This window comes from Streptomyces marinisediminis (genome assembly GCF_026262575.1).
Taxonomy (GTDB): domain Bacteria; phylum Actinomycetota; class Actinomycetes; order Streptomycetales; family Streptomycetaceae; genus Streptomyces; species Streptomyces marinisediminis.
On the sequence record NZ_JAPKFL010000017.1, the window covers coordinates 1 to 16,399 of the forward strand.

Consider the following 16,399-nt stretch of genomic DNA (forward strand, 5'->3'; position numbering starts at 1 on the left):
AGGGCCTCCGCTGACAGCGCCTCCTGGAGCTGCGCGGCGCTCCGCGCGCCCACCAGCGGCGCGGTGACGCCCGGCCGGTCCCGCACCCAGGCCAGCGCCACCTGGAGCGGTGTCGCGGCCAGCCCGTCCGCCGCCGTCGCCACGGCCTCCACGATCCGCTCGGCCGCACCGTCCAGGTAGGGCTCGACGAACCCGGCCAGCCGCTCCGTCGCGCCGCGCGAGCCCTCCGGACGGGCGCCGCCGCGGTACTTGCCGCTGAGCACGCCCCGGCCCAGCGGCGAGGAGGGCAGCAGCCCCAGGCCCAGATCGCGCGCGGCGGGCAGCACCTCGCGCTCCACCCCGCGCTGGAGCAGCGAGTACTCCATCAGCGTGCTCGCCAGCGGTACGCGGGTCCCGGGCGCCGCGAGCTGCCAGGTGGCGGCCTTCGCGAGCTGCCAGCCGCAGAAGTCGGCCACCCCGGCGTACCGGGCGCGTCCGCTGCTGACCGCGAGGTCCACCGCGTGCAGCGTCTCCTCCAGCGGCGTCCCGGCGTCGAAGGCGTGGACGTGCCACAGGTCGACGTGGTCGGTGCCCAGGCGCGCCAGCGAGGCGTCGAGGGCGGCCAGCAGGTGGCCGCGTGAGCCGTCGCAGGGCCGCTCGGCGTCGGCGACGCGGCCCGCCTTGGTGGCGATCACCAGGTCACGCCGGGGGACCAGCCCGTCCAGCAGCCGCCCGAGCAGCAGCTCGGCGCCGCCGTCGGCGTAGACGTCGGCGGTGTCCACCAGCGTGCCGCCCGCCTCCCAGAAGGCCTTGAGGGTCTCCGCCGCACGCTGCTCGGCCGTGCCCCGCTCCACCGGGTACCCGGCCCATGCCAAAGTGCCCAGACCGATCCGCGACACGCGCAGGCCGGTGCGGCCCAGCCGGCGTAGCTCCATGGCCGTTGAGACTACTTCCGCCCGTCGCGTACAGTCCCAGGCACCACCGTGTTACTGACCAGTAAGGGAGCGGCCATGCGGCTCGGGATCAACCTCGGCTACTGGGGTGCCGGGATGGACCAGGACAACCTCGCGGTCGCCCAGGAGGCCGACCGCCTCGGCTACAGCGTCTGCTGGGCGGCGGAGGCCTACGGCTCGGACGCGCCCACGGTGCTGTCCTGGGTCGCCGCCCAGACCGAGCGCATCGACGTGGGCTCGGGCATCTTCCAGATCCCCGCCCGCACCCCGGCCATGACGGCCATGACCGCCGCCACGCTGGACTCGCTGTCCGGCGGCCGCTTCCGGCTGGGCCTGGGCGTCTCCGGACCGCAGGTCTCCGAGGGCTGGTACGGCGTGAAGTTCGACAAACCGCTGGCCCGCACCCGCGAGTACGTCGAGATCGTGCGCAAGGCCATGTCGCGCGAGCGCCTCAGCCACTCCGGCGAGCACTGGACGCTGCCGCTGCCGGACGGCCCGGGCAAGCCCATCAAGCTCACCGTCCACCCGGTGCGCGAGCGCGTGCCGCTCTACGTCGCCGCCATCGGCCCGAAGAACCTGGAGCAGACCGGCGAGATCGCCGACGGCGCGCTGCTGGTCTTCTTCGCCCCCGAGCACGCCGAGGCCACCACGCTGGGCCCGGTGCGGGCCGGACGCGCCAAGGCGGGCAAGGAGCTGGCGGGCTTCGACCTGTGCCCGACCGTGCCCATGGCCATCGGCGGCGACGACCAGATCGACGCCCTGGCCGACTTCTTCCGCCCCTACACCGCGCTCTACGTCGGCGGCATGGGCAGCCGCAAGCAGAACTTCTACAACAAGCTCGCCCAGCGCATGGGCTACGAGCAGGAGGCCGCCGAGATCCAGGAGAAGTACCTGGCCGGCGACAAGGACGGCGCCGCCGCGGCCGTCCCGCGCGAGCTGATCGACTCCACCACCCTGCTGGGCAGCGTCGAGCGCGTGGCCGACCGGATGCGGGCCTACGCCGAAGCGGGCGTCACCACGCTCACCCTGGCCCCGGCCGGATTCACCCTCGACGAGCGCGTCGCCGCGCTGCGGGCCGGCGTCGAGGCCCTGGAGCGCTCCGGCGCGGCCTGAGCACCACCGCCCGGGGGCGGGCAGGCCTGCGGCCGTGGTGGGGGCTCGGGGTCGACCCCGCCACGGCCGTCACCCACCCAACGCGCCACCCCCGGCGGGGGTTACGCCCCGGCGCCGACCGGCCGGCGCCGGGGCGCGGCACGCCCCTCGCGGAGCGCTCACGCCGCCCGCGTTCCGGCCTCCGGGGCGGTGCCCCGGCTCCGGCCGGGGCGCCCCGGGGAGGAGCGCCTACCCTGGCTGGCATGCCCACGTTGCTGCTCGTCCGCCACGGCCGCTCGACCGCGAACACCTCCGGCCTGCTGGCCGGCCGGACCCCCGGCGTCGCCCTGGACGCCCAGGGGGAGACGCAGGCCGCGGCGCTGCCGGAGCGCCTCGCGGACCTGCCGTTGGCCGTCGCCGTCCACAGCCCGCTGCTGCGCTGCCGTCAGACGCTCCAGCCGCTGGCCGACGCCCGCCCCGGGCTCCCGCTGCACGAGGACGAGCGCATCGCGGAGTGCGCGTACGGGGAGTGGACCAACCGCAAGCTCGCCGAGCTGGCCGACGAGCCGCTGATGGCCGCCGTCCAGCAGCACCCCAGCTCCGTCGGCTTCCCCGGCGGCGAGACGATGCGCGGCATGCAGCAGCGCGCGGTGGACGCCGTGCGGGACTGGAACGAGCGGGTGGCGGCCGAGCACGGGGCGGACGCGCTGTACGTGATGTGCTCGCACGGCGACATCATCAAGTCCGTCGTCGCCGACGCCCTCGGCATGCACCTGGACCTCTTCCAGCGCGTGAGCGTCGAGCCCGGGTCCGTCACCGCGATCCGCTACACCCCGCTGCGGCCCTTCCTGCTGCGCCTGGGCGACACCGGCGGCCTGGCCACGCTCGCCCCCCGGGAGCCCGCGGGGGACGCCGCGGGCGCGGCCAACACCCCCGGCGCGGGCAGCGACGCCGCTGTCGGGGGCGGTGCGTGAGCGGGGCGATCACCGGGAGCAGTAGGGTGCCAGTGACCCCCGTCGCCGACCCGATGGAGCAGGACGTGTCCCGTCAGGTGTTCCTCTACGACCCGCCGGACCGATTCGTCGCCGGTACGGTCGGGCTGCCCGGACGGCGCACCTTCTACCTCCAGGCCACCGGCCAGGGCCGCACCACGAGCGTCGCCCTGGAGAAAGCGCAGGTCGAGGCTTTGGCCGAGCGCATCGACGAGCTGCTGGACGAGGTGGTGCGGCGCAGCGGGGGCAGCACCGCCGTCCCGGCCGTCGCGCCCAGCGAGCTCACCGACACCGGGCCGCTGGAGAGCCCGGTGGAGGAGGAGTTCCGGGTCGGCACGATGGCGCTGGCCTGGGACGGCGACAGCGAGCGGATGGTCGTCGAGGCGCAGGCCCTGGTGGCCCTGGAGGCCGAGTCCGAGGAGTCCCTGGCGGAAGCCGAGGAGCGGCTGCTGCACGACGACGAGAACGGGCCGCCGATGCTGCGGGTGCGCCTGACCGGGTCGATGGCGCGCGCGTTCGCCAAGCGGGCCATGGAGGTCGTCAACGCGGGCCGTCCGCCGTGCCCGCTGTGCAGCCTGCCGCTGGACCCGGAGGGCCACATCTGCCCGCGCCAGAACGGATACCGGCGCGGGGAAGCGTGAACCGGGCCGAGCACGAGGGGCCGGCCCCGGACGCCGCGCCCGTGCCCGCCGCGCCCGCGTCCCCCGCGGGCGAGCCGGCCGCCGACGCGGTGGCCGCGCTCCTGGCCCACGGCGAGCTGAGCGTGACCGGCCGCATCGCCGACGCGTCCAACGGCGTCTTCTACGGCACCGTCACCGCCGACGGCGCCTGTGTGGCCTGCGTGTACAAGCCGGTCGCGGGGGAGCGCCCGCTGTGGGACTTCCCGACGGGCACCCTGGCCGGGCGCGAGGTCGCCGCGTACGAGGTGTGCCGTGCGCTGGGCTGGGACCTGGTGCCGCCCACGGTGCTGCGCGACGGCCCGTTCGGCGAGGGCATGTGCCAGCAGTGGGTCGGCCCGGCCCCGGACGCGGACGAGCCCGCGCCCACCGCCGCCGACGAGCTGCTCGCCCTGGTGGACGCCGACGAACCCGGACCCGGCTGGAAGGCGGTCGGCTTCGCGGAGACGGGGCCGGGCCGCACCGCGCTGCTCGTCCACGCCGACGACGCGCGGTTGCGCCGCCTGGCCGTGCTCGACGCCGTCATCAACAACGCCGACCGCAAGGGCGGCCACCTGCTGCCGCTGCCGGACGGACGCCTGCGGGCGATCGACCACGGGGTCGCCTTCCACACCGACGACAAGCTGCGCACCCTGCTGTGGGGGTGGGCGGGCGAGCCGCTGCCGCAGTCCGTGCGGGAGCCGCTGCGCCGCCTGGCCGGGGAGCTGGCCCCCGGCGGCGCGCTGACGGGACGGCTGGCCGGGCTGCTGAGCGAGGTGGAGCTGGAGGCGCTGCGCAAGCGCGTGGCGGGCCTGCTCGGCGGCGGGCGCCACCCGCTGCCCGGCGGGAACTGGCCGGCCATCCCCTGGCCCCCGGTGTAGCCGGCCGGCGCCGGACGGGTCCGTACCCGGCGTCCGGCCGCCGGCACGGTCCCGTTCGGTGCCCGAACCGTCCTGCGGTTACGCTCATGACCATGCATGCCTGGCCCGCATCCGAGGTCCCCGCCCTGCCCGGCAGTGGCCGCGACCTCGACATCCACGACACCGCGACCGGCGGTCGGGTGACCCTCACCCCCGGTCCCGTCGCCCGCATCTACGTCTGCGGCATCACGCCCTACGACGCCACCCATCTGGGGCACGCGGCGACCTACAACGCGTTCGACCTCGTCCAGCGCGTGTGGCTCGACACCAAGCGCCAGGTCCACTACGTACAGAACGTCACCGACATCGACGACCCGCTCCTGGAGCGGGCCGGGGCCACCGGCCAGGACTGGACGCGGATCGCCGAGCGTGAGACGGCCCTGTTCCGCGCGGACATGACCGCCCTGCGGATGCTGCCGCCGCGTCAGTTCGTCGGCGCGGTGGAGTCCATACCCGAGATCGTGCCGCTGGTCGAGCGGCTGCGCGACGCGGGCGCCGCCTACGAACTGGACGGTGACGTCTACTTCTCCGTCGAGGCCGACCCGCACTTCGGCGAGGTGTCCGGGCTGGACGCCGCCACCATGCGCGCCCTGTCCGCCGAGCGCGGCGGCGACCCGGAGCGCCCCGGCAAGAAGAACCCGCTGGACCCGCTGCTGTGGGTGGCCGCCCGCGACGGCGAGCCGCACTGGGACGGGCGCACCCTGGGCCCCGGGCGGCCCGGCTGGCACATCGAGTGCGTGGCCATCGCCCTGGAGTGGCTCGGCATGGGCTTCGACGTCCAGGGCGGCGGCTCCGACCTGGTCTTCCCGCACCACGAGATGGGCGCCTCGCACGCCCAGGCCCTCACCGGGGAGCACCCCTTCGCGCGCACGTACGTGCACGCGGGCATGGTCGGGCTGGGCGGCGAGAAGATGTCGAAGTCCAAGGGCAACCTGGTCTTCGTCTCCACGCTCCGCCGGGACGGCGTCGACCCGGCGGCGATCCGGCTCGCCCTGCTGGCCCACCACTACCGGTCCGACTGGGAGTACACCGACGCCGTGCTGGACGACGCCGTCGCCCGGCTCGGCCGGTGGCGCGCGGCGGTCTCCCGCCCGGACGGGCCGCCCGCGGAAGCGCTGCTGGAGGAGGTCCGAGCGGCGCTCGCCGACGACCTCGACACGCCGCGGGCGCTGGGCGCCGTCGACGCCTGGGCGCGGCGCCAGCACGCGGACGGCGGCTCGGACGAGGGCGCGCCCGGCCTCGTCTCCCGCACGGTGGACGCGCTGCTGGGCGTCGCCCTGTAACGACGCGGACCGGGGCCGCCGGGGCACCGGCGGCCCCGGTGTGCCCCGCCCGGGGCGTGGCGTGCGCCGTCGTGGCGGGCCCGGGCGCGTCGCGCGCCTACGCCGGGGGCTCCTCCGGGTCGTCGGCGTCGCCCCCGCCCCGCCCCGGCGGCCGGCGCCGCAGGTAGCGCTCGAACTCGCGGGCGATGGCCTCCCCGGACGCCTCCGGCAGCTCGGCCGTGTCCCGGGCCTCCTCCAGCGACTGCACGTACTCCGCCACCTCGCTGTCCTCGGCCGCGAGCTGGTCGACGCCCACCTGCCACGCGCGCGCGTCCTCCGCGAGCTCGCCCAGCGGCACCCGCACGTCCAGCAGGTCCTCCAGCCGGTTGAGCAGCGCCAGGGTGGCCTTCGGGTTGGGCGGCTGCGAGACGTAGTGCGGCACCCCGGCCCACAGGCTGACCGCCGGGACCCCGGCGTGCGTGCAGGCCTCCTGGAGAATGCCGACGATCCCGGTCGGCCCCTCGTACCGCGACTCCTCCAGGTTCAGCGAGCGCGCCAGGTCCGGGTCGGAGGTGACGCCGGTGACCGGCACCGGACGCGTGTGCGGCGTGTCGCCCAGCAGAGCGCCGAGCACCACCACCATCTCCACGCCCAGCTCGTGGGCGAAGCCCAGCAGCTCGTTGCAGAACGACCGCCACCGCATGCTGGGTTCGATGCCGCGGACCAGGACGAGGTCCCGCGGTCTGTCACCGGACACGCGGACCACCGACAGCCGCGTCGTCGGCCAAGTGATCTTGCGCACGCCGTTGTCCAGCCACACCTGCGGCCGGTTCACCTGGAAGTCGTAGTAGTCCTCCGCGTCCAGCGCGGCGAACACCTCGCCCTTCCACTCCTCGTGCAGGTGTCCCACCGCGCTGGAGGCGGCGTCTCCAGCGTCGTTCCAGCCTTCGAACGCGGCCACCATGACCGGGTCGACCAGCTCGGGGACACCCTCCAGCTCGATCACCCAGCGCCTCCTTCGTCGCGGACAGTTTCGCGCACTCAGCCTACGGCGTCGCACCGTCGGGCCCGCAGCCCGCGAGCCGGTTCACCCGCCTCGCGCGGGCGCCACCCGGCCGCGCCGGTACGCGCTCCCGTCCGTGCGCGGGGGCCGCGCCGGCGTTGGCGGGCGCCGCGCCGGAACGCCCCCGGTCCGATGCTCGCCGACCGAACCCGCGCCGCGCGCCGCGCGCCGCCGCCGCCACCGTCGGGGGCCGTGCGACCGAGCCGCTTCCGTCGCCCTGTCGCCCTGTCGCCCTGTCGACCCGTCGGCCCGTGGCGGGAGGGAGCGCCGTCAGCAGCTCGACGTCTCGCGCGCCCCCGTTCGCCCCCCGCCGTCCGTGCGCCTCCCCGGGCCGCGCGCGGGGCGGGGCGCGCCTGCCGTCGGACGCCCCCGCCGGGAACGGGCCCGGCGCGCGGGCCGCGCCGAACGCGGTCCGCGCGCCGGGGAGCGGCGGGGCGGGTCAGTCCGGGCGCTGGGCGAGGAGGTCTTCCACGCGCGCCCGCACCTGGGGCGTGTCCAGCCCGCGCACCGTCAGGGTGGTGCGGCGGCGCAGCACGTCGTCCGCGCTGGTGGCCCACTCGTGGTCGCGGGCGTAGACGGCCTGCGCCCAGATCTCCGGCCCGTCCGGGTGCATCCGCTCGCCCAGCGCCGGGTCCCGGGCGACCAGCCGGGCGATGTCGAAGGCCAGCGCTCCGTAGTGGGTGGCCAGGTGCCGCGCGGTCAGCGGGTCGATCCGGCCGCCCGGGTCGCGGTCCACCAGCAGGCGGTGGGCCACGGCGTCGGGGTTGGCCACCCCCGGCAGCGGGACCCGGCGCGGCAGCCGCGACACCGGCTGCATGTCCTCGGCCAGCACCCCGCCGGGCAGCTTCGCCAACCGGTTCAGCACCGTGCGTCCGATGTGCCGGTAGGTCGTCCACTTGCCGCCCGCCACCGACAGCATGCCGCCGCGGCCCTCGGTGACGACCGTCTCCCGCTTCGCCGACTCCACCCCGCCCGGGCCGCCGGGCAGCACCCGCAGGCCGGCGAAGGCGTACGTCAGGGCGTCGCGGGAGAGGTGCTCCTCGCGCACGGAGACGGCGGCTTCGGACAGGATCTGCTCGATGTCCGCCTCCGTCGCGGCCACCTCGCCCGGGTCGCCCTCGTAGCGCTCGTCGGTGGTGCCCAGCAGAAGCATGTCCTCCCACGGCAGGGCGAAGGTGATGCGGTACTTGTCGATCGGTGTGGCCATCGCCGCCCGCCACGGCGCGGAGCGCTTGAGCACCACGTGCGCGCCCTTGGACAGCCGGATGCTGGGCGCGGCCGCCGCGTCCTCCATGCGCCGCAGGTGGTCCACCCACGGACCGGTCGCGTTGAGCACCAGCCGGGCGTCGACGCCGAACTCCGTGCCGTCCAGCCGGTCGCGCACCTCCGCGCCGGTGACCCGGCCGCGGGCGAAGCGCAGGCCCCTCACCTCGGCGTGGTTGAGCACCACGGCCCCGGCGGCCACGGCCGCCCGCACCGTCATCAGCGCCACCCGCGAGTCGTTCATCTGGTGGTCGCCGTAGACGGCCACGGCCTTGAGCCCCTCGGTGCGCAGCCCCGGGTTGTCGGCGGCGGCACGGGCCGGGGAGATCACCCGTCCCACGCCGTCCCCGAACGCCGACAGCGCCGAGTAGGCGAAGACGCCCGCGCCCAGCTTGGCCGCGCCGTGCGGGCCGCCCTCGTAGACCGGCAGGTAGAACGTCAGCGGGTTCACCAGGTGCGGCGCGACGTCCCTGGCCAGCACCCGCCGCTCGTGGTGGTTCTCGGCCACCAGCTTCACCGAGCCGGTCTGCAGGTAGCGCAGTCCGCCGTGCACCAGCTTGGAGGACGCGGAGGAGGTGGCGCCGGCGAAGTCGCCGGCGTCCACCATCGCCACCCGCAGCCCCGACTGCGCCGCGTGCCAGGCCACCGACGTGCCCAGGATGCCGCCGCCGACCACGAGCAGGTCGTACGTCGCCCGGGCGAGCACGTCCCGGGTCTCGGCGCGTCCGGGGTTGGCACCGGCCGTCGGGCGCGCCCCCAGCGAGGGGACGCTCTGCGGGATGGTGTTCATGTCGATCAGTTCTCCTCTTCGATCCAGCCCATGGTCCGCTCGACGGCCTTGAGCCAGTTCCGGTACTCGCGGTCGCGCACGGCCGCGTCCATACGGGGGGTCCATTCGGCCGCGCGCCGCCAGTTGGCGCTCAGCTCGTCGGTGTCCGACCAGAAGCCGACCGCCAGCCCCGCGGCGTAGGCGGCGCCCAGGCAGGTGGTCTCGGCGACCATCGGGCGCACCACGGGGGCGTCCAGCACGTCCGCGATGTTCTGCATCAGCAGGTTGTTGGACGTCATGCCGCCGTCGACCTTCAGCGCGGTCAGCTCCACGCCGGAGTCCTTGGCCATCGCGTCGACGATCTCGCGTGTCTGCCAGGCGGTGGCCTCCAGCACGGCCCGGGCCAGGTGCGCCTTGGTGACGTAGCGGGTGAGCCCGGCGATGACGCCCCGGGCGTCCGCGCGCCAGTAGGGGGCGAACAGGCCGGAGAACGCGGGGACGAAGTAGGCGCCGCCGTTGTCGTCCACGGAGCTGGCCAGCGTCTCGATCTCGGCCGCGGTGCTGATCAGGCCCATCTGGTCGCGCATCCACTGCACGAGCGCGCCGGTGACCGCGATCGCGCCCTCCAGCGCGTACACCGGCTTGTCGTTCCCGATGCGGTACCCGACGGTGGTCAGCAGGCCGTTGTAGGAGTTGACCGGCTGGTGGCCGGTGTTCATCAGCAGGAAGGTCCCGGTGCCGTAGGTCGACTTGCCCTCGCCCGTCTCGAAGCACGTCTGCCCGAAGAGCGCCGCCTGCTGGTCGCCGAGGGCCGACGCCACCGGCACGCCCTCCAGCACACCGCTCGCGGCGTGGCCGTACACCTCGGCGGAGGAGCGGATCTCCGGCAGCACCGCCGGCGGCACGCCCATCGAGGAGGCGATCCGCTCGTCCCAGTCCATGGTGCGCAGGTTCATGAGCATGGTGCGCGAGGCGTTGGTGACGTCGGTGACGTGCACGCCGCCGTCCGGGCCGCCGGTGAGGTTCCAGATGACCCAGGAGTCCATCGTGCCGAAGAGGATCTCGCCGCGCTCGGCCCGCTCGCGCAGCCCCTCGACGTTGTCCAGCAGCCAGCGGATCTTCGGCCCGGCGAAGTAGGAGGCCAGCGGCAGCCCGGTGTCGCGGCGGAACCGGTCCTGGCCCACGTTGCGGCCCAGCTCGCGGCAGAGCGCGTCCGTGCGGGTGTCCTGCCAGACGATGGCGTTGTGCACCGGCTCGCCGGTGGCCTTGTCCCACAGCAGCGTGGTCTCGCGCTGGTTGGTGATGCCGATGGCCTTGACGTCGTCCCGGGTGATCTCCGCCTTGCGGATGGCCCCGTCGACCACCTCCCGCACGTTCGTCCAGATCTCGGCGGCGTCGTGTTCGACCCAGCCGGGCTTGGGGAAGATCTGCTCGTGCTCCTTCTGGTCCACGGCGACGATGCGGCCGTCCCGGTCGAAGACGATGCAGCGGCTGGACGTGGTGCCCTGGTCGATCGCGGCGATGTACCCCGGGTGGGCCGCGGTGTCGGTGGCGGTGTCGGTGGCGGTGTCGGTCATGTCGGTGCTCCAGTTGCTCTCGTAGGGGCGGCGGTCAGGCGAACGCGAGCTGGTACAGCCCGCCGGCGAGGGCGCCGCCGAGCAGCGGGCCGACCACCGGTATCCAGGCGTAGCTCCAGTCTGACCCGCCCTTGTTCGGCAGCGGGAGCAGCGCGTGCACGATTCGCGGGCCGAGATCGCGGGCGGGGTTGATCGCGTACCCGGTCGGCCCGCCGAGGGAGAGGCCGATGCCGACGACGACGAGGGCGACGATCAGCACGCCGGTGCCGGACAGGGCCAGCCCCTCGTTGGTGCCGGTCTCCAGGATGGCGAGCACGAGCACGAAGGTGCCGATGACCTCGGTGGCCAGGTTCTGCGCGGTGTTGCGGATCTCCGGTCCCGTGGCGAACACGCCGAGCACCGGTCCGGGCGTGTCGCGCGCCGCGGCCCGCGTGGCCTGGGCGCCGGGGCCGCCGACGACCTCCCGGTCGGTGAGGTGCGCCATGAAGTGCCCGTAGTAGGCCACCCACACCAGCGCCGCGCCGATCATCGCGCCGACGAGCTGACCGCTGACGTAGTACGGCACCGTTTCCCAGGCGTCCTCCTTGATCGCCAGCCCGAGCGTCACCGCCGGGTTGAGGTGTCCGCCGGAGAGATTCACGGAGACGTAGGCGCCGGTCAGGACGGCGAAGCCCCAGCCGAAGGTGATCGCGAGCCAGCCCGCGTTGTAGGCCTTGCTGCGCTTGAGGACCACTCCGGCGACGACGCCGCCGCCGAGCAGGATGAGGACGGCGGTTCCGATGACCTCGCCCAGAAATATGTCGGAGTTGGACACCCGCGACTCCTTTGTTCACAGGGAAGGGCGGAACCGGTCCCGTCCGGTGTTCGACATTGTCGACCGCCGCACGGCAGTTTTATCCTCGCATCCATCTCCGTCAAGACATTGGCCACCCCCTCCTCGTCCCGCTTCCCCTCCCGGGTCCGCGCTGGCCCCGCGCCGGCCCCGCCGTCTGCGCGGCACCGGTCGGCGCCATCCGGGGCGGAGGGGGCGGGGCCGGCGTCGTCGCCACGGGCCCGGAGGGGAGCGGGTGGGGCGGGGTCCGGGCGCTGGGGCGGGCCCGGGGCGCCGCCTGCCGCCGCCCGCGGGGTGGCCGCCCCGGCGCCCGTGTGCCGCCACGCCGGACGCTGCCGCCGTGTGCGGGGCGGCCGCGTGCGAGGCGGCCGCGTGCGAGGCGGCCGTGCGGCGGGCTCCGGCCACCCGGCGGGCGGCGGGCTCGCCCCGCGCGGGTCTCAGAAGCGGCTGGCGCCCAGGTCGCGGGAGACCGCCCGTGCGCAGTCACGCACGGAGGCCACCAGCTCGGGGCGGATCGCGCCGTCCGCGCAGACCCGCTCCACCGCGCCGGTGATCCCCACCGCGCCCACCGGCAGCCTGCGCCGGTCGTGGATCGGCGCGGCGATCGACGCCACGCCCTCCCAGGTCTCCTCCACGTCGGCCGCCCAGCCCCGGGCCCGGGTGAGCTCCAGGCTCTCCTCCAGCTCGGCCAGCGAGGTCAGCGTCCGCTCGGTGAAGGACTCCCGTTCGGCATCGACCAGCTCGCTGTGGGCCACCGGGTCGTAGGCGGCCAGCACCTTGCCCGCCGCCGTGCTGTGCAGCGGCTGCATCGCCCCGATCTCCAGCACCTGGCGGCTGTCGTCGGGCCGGAAGACGTGGTGGACCACCAGGACGCCGCCGTGGTGCAGCACCCCCAGGTACACCGCCTCGCCGCTGGAGCGGGCCAGGTCGTCGGACCACACCAGTGCCCGGGCGCGCAGCTCGTGCACGTCCAGGTAGCTGTTGCCCAGCCGCAGCAGCTCCGCCCCGAGCTGGTAGCGCCCGGACGCCTCGTCCTGCTCGACGAAGCCCTCCTGCTGGAGCGTGCGCAGCAGTCCGTGGGCGGTGCCCTTGGCCAGACCCAGCGTGGAGGCGATGTCGGACAGGCCGAGGCGGCGCTCACCGCCGGCGAGCAGCCGCAGTACCGCCGCAGCCCGCTCCAGGGACTGGATGCTCCGGGCCATCGGACAACCTCTCTTCACCTAGCTGGTCCCTGGCTACGGCACCGCGCCGCCGGTCGGCATTGCCGAACGTCAGCGGATCATGTCGACGGCCCCGTAGCCCACCAGATCCTACGGCCGTCCAGCGTGCGGGACGCCGCCTGGCCCACACGCGGCGTCCCGCTACCCTGGCCTGGTGCCCGCGCCCCCGGGGCGTGCGGCAAAGCCGACAGCCGTCGCACCACAGGAGCTCCAGATGTCCCTGACGTCCCAGGCGTCCGCGCAGTTCGCGCCACTGACCCACGAAGCCCGCATCCGGGCCCTCCGCGACGCACTGGCCTCACGCGTCGTCGTCGCGGACGGTGCCATGGGCACCATGCTCCAGGCGCAGGAGCCGACCCTGGAGGACTTCGAGCAGCTCGAGGGCTGCAACGAGATCCTCAGCAGCACCCGCCCGGACATCGTGCGCTCCGTGCACCACGAGTACTTCGCCGTGGGCGTGGACTGCGTGGGGACCAACACCTTCGGCGCGAACCACACGGCGCTGGGGGAGTACGACATCACCGACCGCGTCTTCGAGCTCTCGGAGTCCGGGGCCCGCCTGGCCCGCGAGGTGGCCGACGAGTTCACCGGCGGCGACGGGCGTCCGCGGTGGGTGCTGGGCTCCATGGGCCCCGGCACCAAGCTCCCCACGCTCGGCCACGCCCCCTACGCCGTCCTGCGCGACGCCTACCAGCGCAACGCCGAGGGGCTGATCGCCGGCGGTGCCGACGCGCTGCTGGTGGAGACCACGCAGGACCTGCTGCAGACGAAGGCCGCGATCATCGGCGCCCGCCGCGCCCTGTCCGCCACCGGCCTGGACCTGCCGGTGATCTGCTCGGTGACGGTCGAGACGACCGGCACCATGCTCCTCGGCTCGGAGATCGGCGCCGCCCTCACCGCGCTCGAACCGCTCGGCATCGACATGATCGGCATGAACTGCGCCACCGGTCCGGCGGAGATGAGCGAGCACCTGCGCTACCTCGCGCGCCACTCCCGGGTGCCGCTGGCGTGCATGCCCAACGCCGGGCTGCCGGTGCTGGGCAAGGACGGCGCGCACTACCCGCTGACGGCGCCGGAACTGGCGGACGCCCAGGAGCAGTTCGTCACCGACTTCGGCCTCTCCCTGGTGGGCGGCTGCTGCGGCACCACCCCCGAGCATCTGCGCCAGGTCGTCGAACGCGTCCGCGACCTCGCGCCCGCCGAGCGGCGGCCGCGCCCGGAGCCCGGGGCGGCGTCGCTGTACCAGGCGGTGCCGTTCCGGCAGGACACCGCGTACCTGGCGATCGGCGAGCGGACCAACGCCAACGGGTCGAAGAAGTTCCGCAACGCGATGCTGGAGGGCCGCTGGGACGACTGCGTCGAGCTGGCCCGCGAGCAGATCCGCGAGGGCGCGCACATGCTCGACCTGTGCGTGGACTACGTCGGCCGGGACGGCGTGGCCGACATGGCCGAGCTGGCGGGCCGGTTCGCCACCGCCTCCACGCTGCCGATCGTGCTGGACTCCACCGAGGTCGACGTCCTGCGGGCCGGCCTGGAGAAGCTCGGCGGCCGCGCGGTGATCAACTCCGTCAACTACGAGGACGGCGACGGCCCCGACTCGCGGTTCGCGAAGGTCGCCGCGCTCGCCCGCGAACACGGTGCCGCCCTGATGGCGCTGACGATCGACGAGGAGGGCCAGGCCCGCACCGCGGAGCACAAGGTCGCCATCGCCGAACGCCTGATCACCGACCTGACGACCAACTGGGGCATCCACGAGTCGGACATCATCATCGACTGCCTGACGTTCACCATCTGCACCGGGCAGGAGGAGTCCCGCCGCGACGGCATCGAGACGATCGAGGCGATCCGGGAGCTCAAGCGCCGCCACCCGGAGGTGCAGACCACGCTGGGGCTGTCCAACATCTCCTTCGGGCTGAACCCGGCCGCCCGCATGGTGCTGAACTCCGTCTTCCTGGACGAGTGCGTCAAGGCGGGCCTGGACTCCGCGATCGTGCACGCCAGCAAGATCCTGCCGATCGCCCGGCTGGACGAGGAGCAGGTCACCACCGCGCTCGACCTCGTCTACGACCGCCGCCGCGAGGGCTACGACCCGCTGCAGAAGCTCCTGGCCCTCTTCGAGGGCGTGGACAGCAAGTCCATGCGGGCGGGCAAGGCCGAGGAGCTGGCCGCGCTGCCGCTGGACGAGCGGCTCCAGCGGCGCATCATCGACGGCGAGCGCAACGGCCTGGAGGACGACCTGGAGGCGGCGCTGGCCGAGCGCCCCGCGCTGGACATCGTCAACGACACGCTGCTGGCCGGGATGAAGACCGTCGGCGAGCTGTTCGGCTCCGGGCAGATGCAGCTCCCCTTCGTGCTCCAGTCCGCGGAGGTGATGAAGACCGCGGTGGCCCACCTCGAACCGCACATGGAGAAGACGGACGAGGACGGCAAGGGCACCATCGTGCTGGCCACCGTGCGCGGGGACGTGCACGACATCGGCAAGAACCTGGTGGACATCATCCTGTCCAACAACGGCTACAACGTGGTCAACCTGGGCATCAAGCAGCCCGTCTCCGCGATCCTGGACGCGGCCGCCGAGCACCGGGCGGACGTCATCGGCATGTCGGGCTTGCTGGTGAAGTCCACGGTGATCATGAAGGAGAACCTCGAAGAGCTCAACGCGCGCAAGATGGCCGCGGACTACCCGGTCATCCTCGGCGGCGCCGCCCTCACCCGCGCCTACGTCGAGCAGGACCTGCACGAGGTCTACGAGGGCGAGGTCCGCTACGCCCGCGACGCCTTCGAGGGGCTGCGGCTGATGGACGCCCTGATCGCCGTCAAGCGCGGCGTGCCCGGCGCCACCCTGCCCGAGCTCAAGCAGCGCCGGGTCGCCAAGCGCGACAGCGCACTGCCCGAGGCCGCGCCGCTGGACGACACCACCCGCTCCGACGTCGCCACCGACAACCCCGTGCCCGCGCCGCCGTTCCGGGGCACCCGGATCATCAAGGGCATCCAGCTCGCCGAGTACGCCTCCTGGCTGGACGAGGGCGCGCTGTTCAAGGGCCAGTGGGGACTGAAGGAGGCGCGCACGGGCGGCGGGCCGAGCTACGAGGAGCTGGTGGAGACCGAGGGCCGGCCGCGCCTGCGCGGCTGGCTGGACCGGTTGCAGACCGAGAACATGCTGGAGGCCGCCGTCGTCTACGGGTACTTCCCCTGCCACGCCGAGGGCAACGACCTCGTGGTCCTGCACGACGACGGCTCCGAGCGCACCCGGTTCACCTTCCCGCGCCAGCGGCGCGGGAGGCGGCTGTGCCTGGCCGACTTCTTCCGCCCGAAGGAGTCCGGCGAGACGGACGTCGTCGGCTTCCAGGTGGTCACCGTCGGCTCGCGGATCGGGGAGGCGACCGCCGAGCTGTTCGCCTCCGACGCCTACCGCGACTACCTGGAGCTGCACGGCCTGTCCGTCCAGCTCGCGGAGGCCCTGGCCGAGTACTGGCACGCCCGGGTCCGCGCCGAGCTCGGTTTCGCGGGCGAGGACCCGGCGGACGTGGCGGACATGTTCGCCCTGAAGTACCGCGGCGCCCGCTTCTCGCTGGGCTACGGGGCCTGCCCGGACCTGGAGGACCGGGCCAAGATCGCCGACCTGCTCCAGCCGGAGCGCATCGGGGTGAAGCTCTCCGAGGAGTTCCAGCTCCACCCCGAGCAGTCCACGGACGCGATCGTCCTGCACCACCCCGAGGCGAAGTACTTCAACGCGCGCTAGCCGATCGTCGTACAATGATCGGTCCGGTATGGGCCGGTCGGCCGCCCCCGGCGCGGGGCGGCCGACCGGCCTTCGTGTC

Annotated in this window: 11 protein-coding genes and 1 pseudogene; 6 read left to right on the top strand and 6 right to left on the bottom strand. The window is 74.3% G+C overall.

Going from position 1 to position 16,399, the window contains the following annotated elements:
* Positions 1-914 (bottom strand): aldo/keto reductase (locus OSB71_RS15365; protein WP_265948587.1); only part of this gene is annotated, 914 nt, incomplete at its 3' end.
* A gap of 75 nt (positions 915-989) precedes the next feature.
* Here OSB71_RS15365 and OSB71_RS15370 point away from each other — a divergent pair.
* From OSB71_RS15370 to mshC, 5 genes are all read left to right on the top strand, one after another.
* Complete coding sequence (locus OSB71_RS15370; protein ID WP_265948718.1) at positions 990-2,045, top strand: LLM class F420-dependent oxidoreductase; 1,056 nt, start codon at positions 990-992, stop codon at positions 2,043-2,045.
* Positions 2,046-2,287: 242 nt separating this feature from the next.
* A complete protein-coding gene (locus OSB71_RS15375) occupies positions 2,288-2,998 on the top strand; it encodes a histidine phosphatase family protein (RefSeq protein WP_265948589.1) in 711 nt (236 codons plus the stop codon).
* 65 nt (positions 2,999-3,063) lie between these two features.
* The gene (locus OSB71_RS15380) at positions 3,064-3,657 is read left to right on the top strand and encodes a DUF3090 domain-containing protein (protein WP_265948720.1); all 594 of its coding nucleotides are present in this window, start codon (positions 3,064-3,066) and stop codon (positions 3,655-3,657) included.
* The gene (locus OSB71_RS15385; protein WP_416237270.1) at positions 3,618-4,553 is read left to right on the top strand and encodes an SCO1664 family protein; all 936 of its coding nucleotides are present in this window, start codon (positions 3,618-3,620) and stop codon (positions 4,551-4,553) included. The genes OSB71_RS15380 and OSB71_RS15385 overlap by 40 nt, the downstream gene beginning before the upstream one ends.
* Before the next feature lie 92 nt (positions 4,554-4,645).
* Positions 4,646-5,875 (top strand): cysteine--1-D-myo-inosityl 2-amino-2-deoxy-alpha-D-glucopyranoside ligase, encoded by a 1,230-nt coding sequence (mshC, locus tag OSB71_RS15390; RefSeq protein ID WP_265948591.1) that lies wholly within the window; start codon positions 4,646-4,648, stop codon positions 5,873-5,875.
* A 14-nt stretch (positions 5,876-5,889) separates the two neighbouring features.
* On the opposite strand, the pseudogene OSB71_RS15395 reads toward mshC, so the two are convergent.
* The 5 genes and pseudogenes from OSB71_RS15395 to OSB71_RS15415 form a co-directional block, all read right to left on the bottom strand.
* A pseudogene (locus OSB71_RS15395) lies at positions 5,890-6,860 on the bottom strand (PAC2 family protein); the annotation flags it as partial.
* A 496-nt stretch (positions 6,861-7,356) separates the two neighbouring features.
* Positions 7,357-8,970 carry a glycerol-3-phosphate dehydrogenase/oxidase gene (locus tag OSB71_RS15400; protein ID WP_265948592.1) on the bottom strand — a complete coding sequence of 538 codons (1,614 nt, stop codon included), beginning with the start codon at positions 8,968-8,970 and terminating at the stop codon, positions 7,357-7,359.
* A gap of 5 nt (positions 8,971-8,975) precedes the next feature.
* On the bottom strand, positions 8,976-10,526 hold the full coding sequence (gene glpK / locus OSB71_RS15405) for a glycerol kinase GlpK (protein WP_265948594.1): 1,551 nt from the start codon (positions 10,524-10,526) through the stop codon (positions 8,976-8,978).
* 34 nt (positions 10,527-10,560) lie between these two features.
* Positions 10,561-11,340 carry an MIP/aquaporin family protein gene (locus tag OSB71_RS15410; RefSeq protein WP_265948596.1) on the bottom strand — a complete coding sequence of 260 codons (780 nt, stop codon included), beginning with the start codon at positions 11,338-11,340 and terminating at the stop codon, positions 10,561-10,563.
* Between the two features lie 455 nt (positions 11,341-11,795).
* Positions 11,796-12,560 carry an IclR family transcriptional regulator gene (locus OSB71_RS15415; protein WP_265948598.1) on the bottom strand — a complete coding sequence of 255 codons (765 nt, stop codon included), beginning with the start codon at positions 12,558-12,560 and terminating at the stop codon, positions 11,796-11,798.
* A 232-nt stretch (positions 12,561-12,792) separates the two neighbouring features.
* Between OSB71_RS15415 and metH the strand changes: the two genes are divergently transcribed.
* On the top strand, positions 12,793-16,320 hold the full coding sequence (metH, locus tag OSB71_RS15420; RefSeq protein WP_265948600.1) for a methionine synthase: 3,528 nt from the start codon (positions 12,793-12,795) through the stop codon (positions 16,318-16,320).
* Positions 16,321-16,399: the final 79 nt, after the last annotated feature.

Coding starts and splice junctions, on each gene's coding strand:
- OSB71_RS15375 (WP_265948589.1), top strand. CDS start 2,288: ATGCCCACGTTGCTGCTCGTCCGCCACGGCCGCTCGACCGCGAACACC.
- OSB71_RS15400 (WP_265948592.1), bottom strand. CDS start 8,970: ATGAACACCATCCCGCAGAGCGTCCCCTCGCTGGGGGCGCGCCCGACG.
- OSB71_RS15415 (WP_265948598.1), bottom strand. CDS start 12,560: ATGGCCCGGAGCATCCAGTCCCTGGAGCGGGCTGCGGCGGTACTGCGG.
- mshC (WP_265948591.1), top strand. CDS start 4,646: ATGCATGCCTGGCCCGCATCCGAGGTCCCCGCCCTGCCCGGCAGTGGC.
- OSB71_RS15370 (WP_265948718.1), top strand. CDS start 990: ATGCGGCTCGGGATCAACCTCGGCTACTGGGGTGCCGGGATGGACCAG.
- glpK (WP_265948594.1), bottom strand. CDS start 10,526: ATGACCGACACCGCCACCGACACCGCCACCGACACCGCGGCCCACCCG.
- metH (WP_265948600.1), top strand. CDS start 12,793: ATGTCCCTGACGTCCCAGGCGTCCGCGCAGTTCGCGCCACTGACCCAC.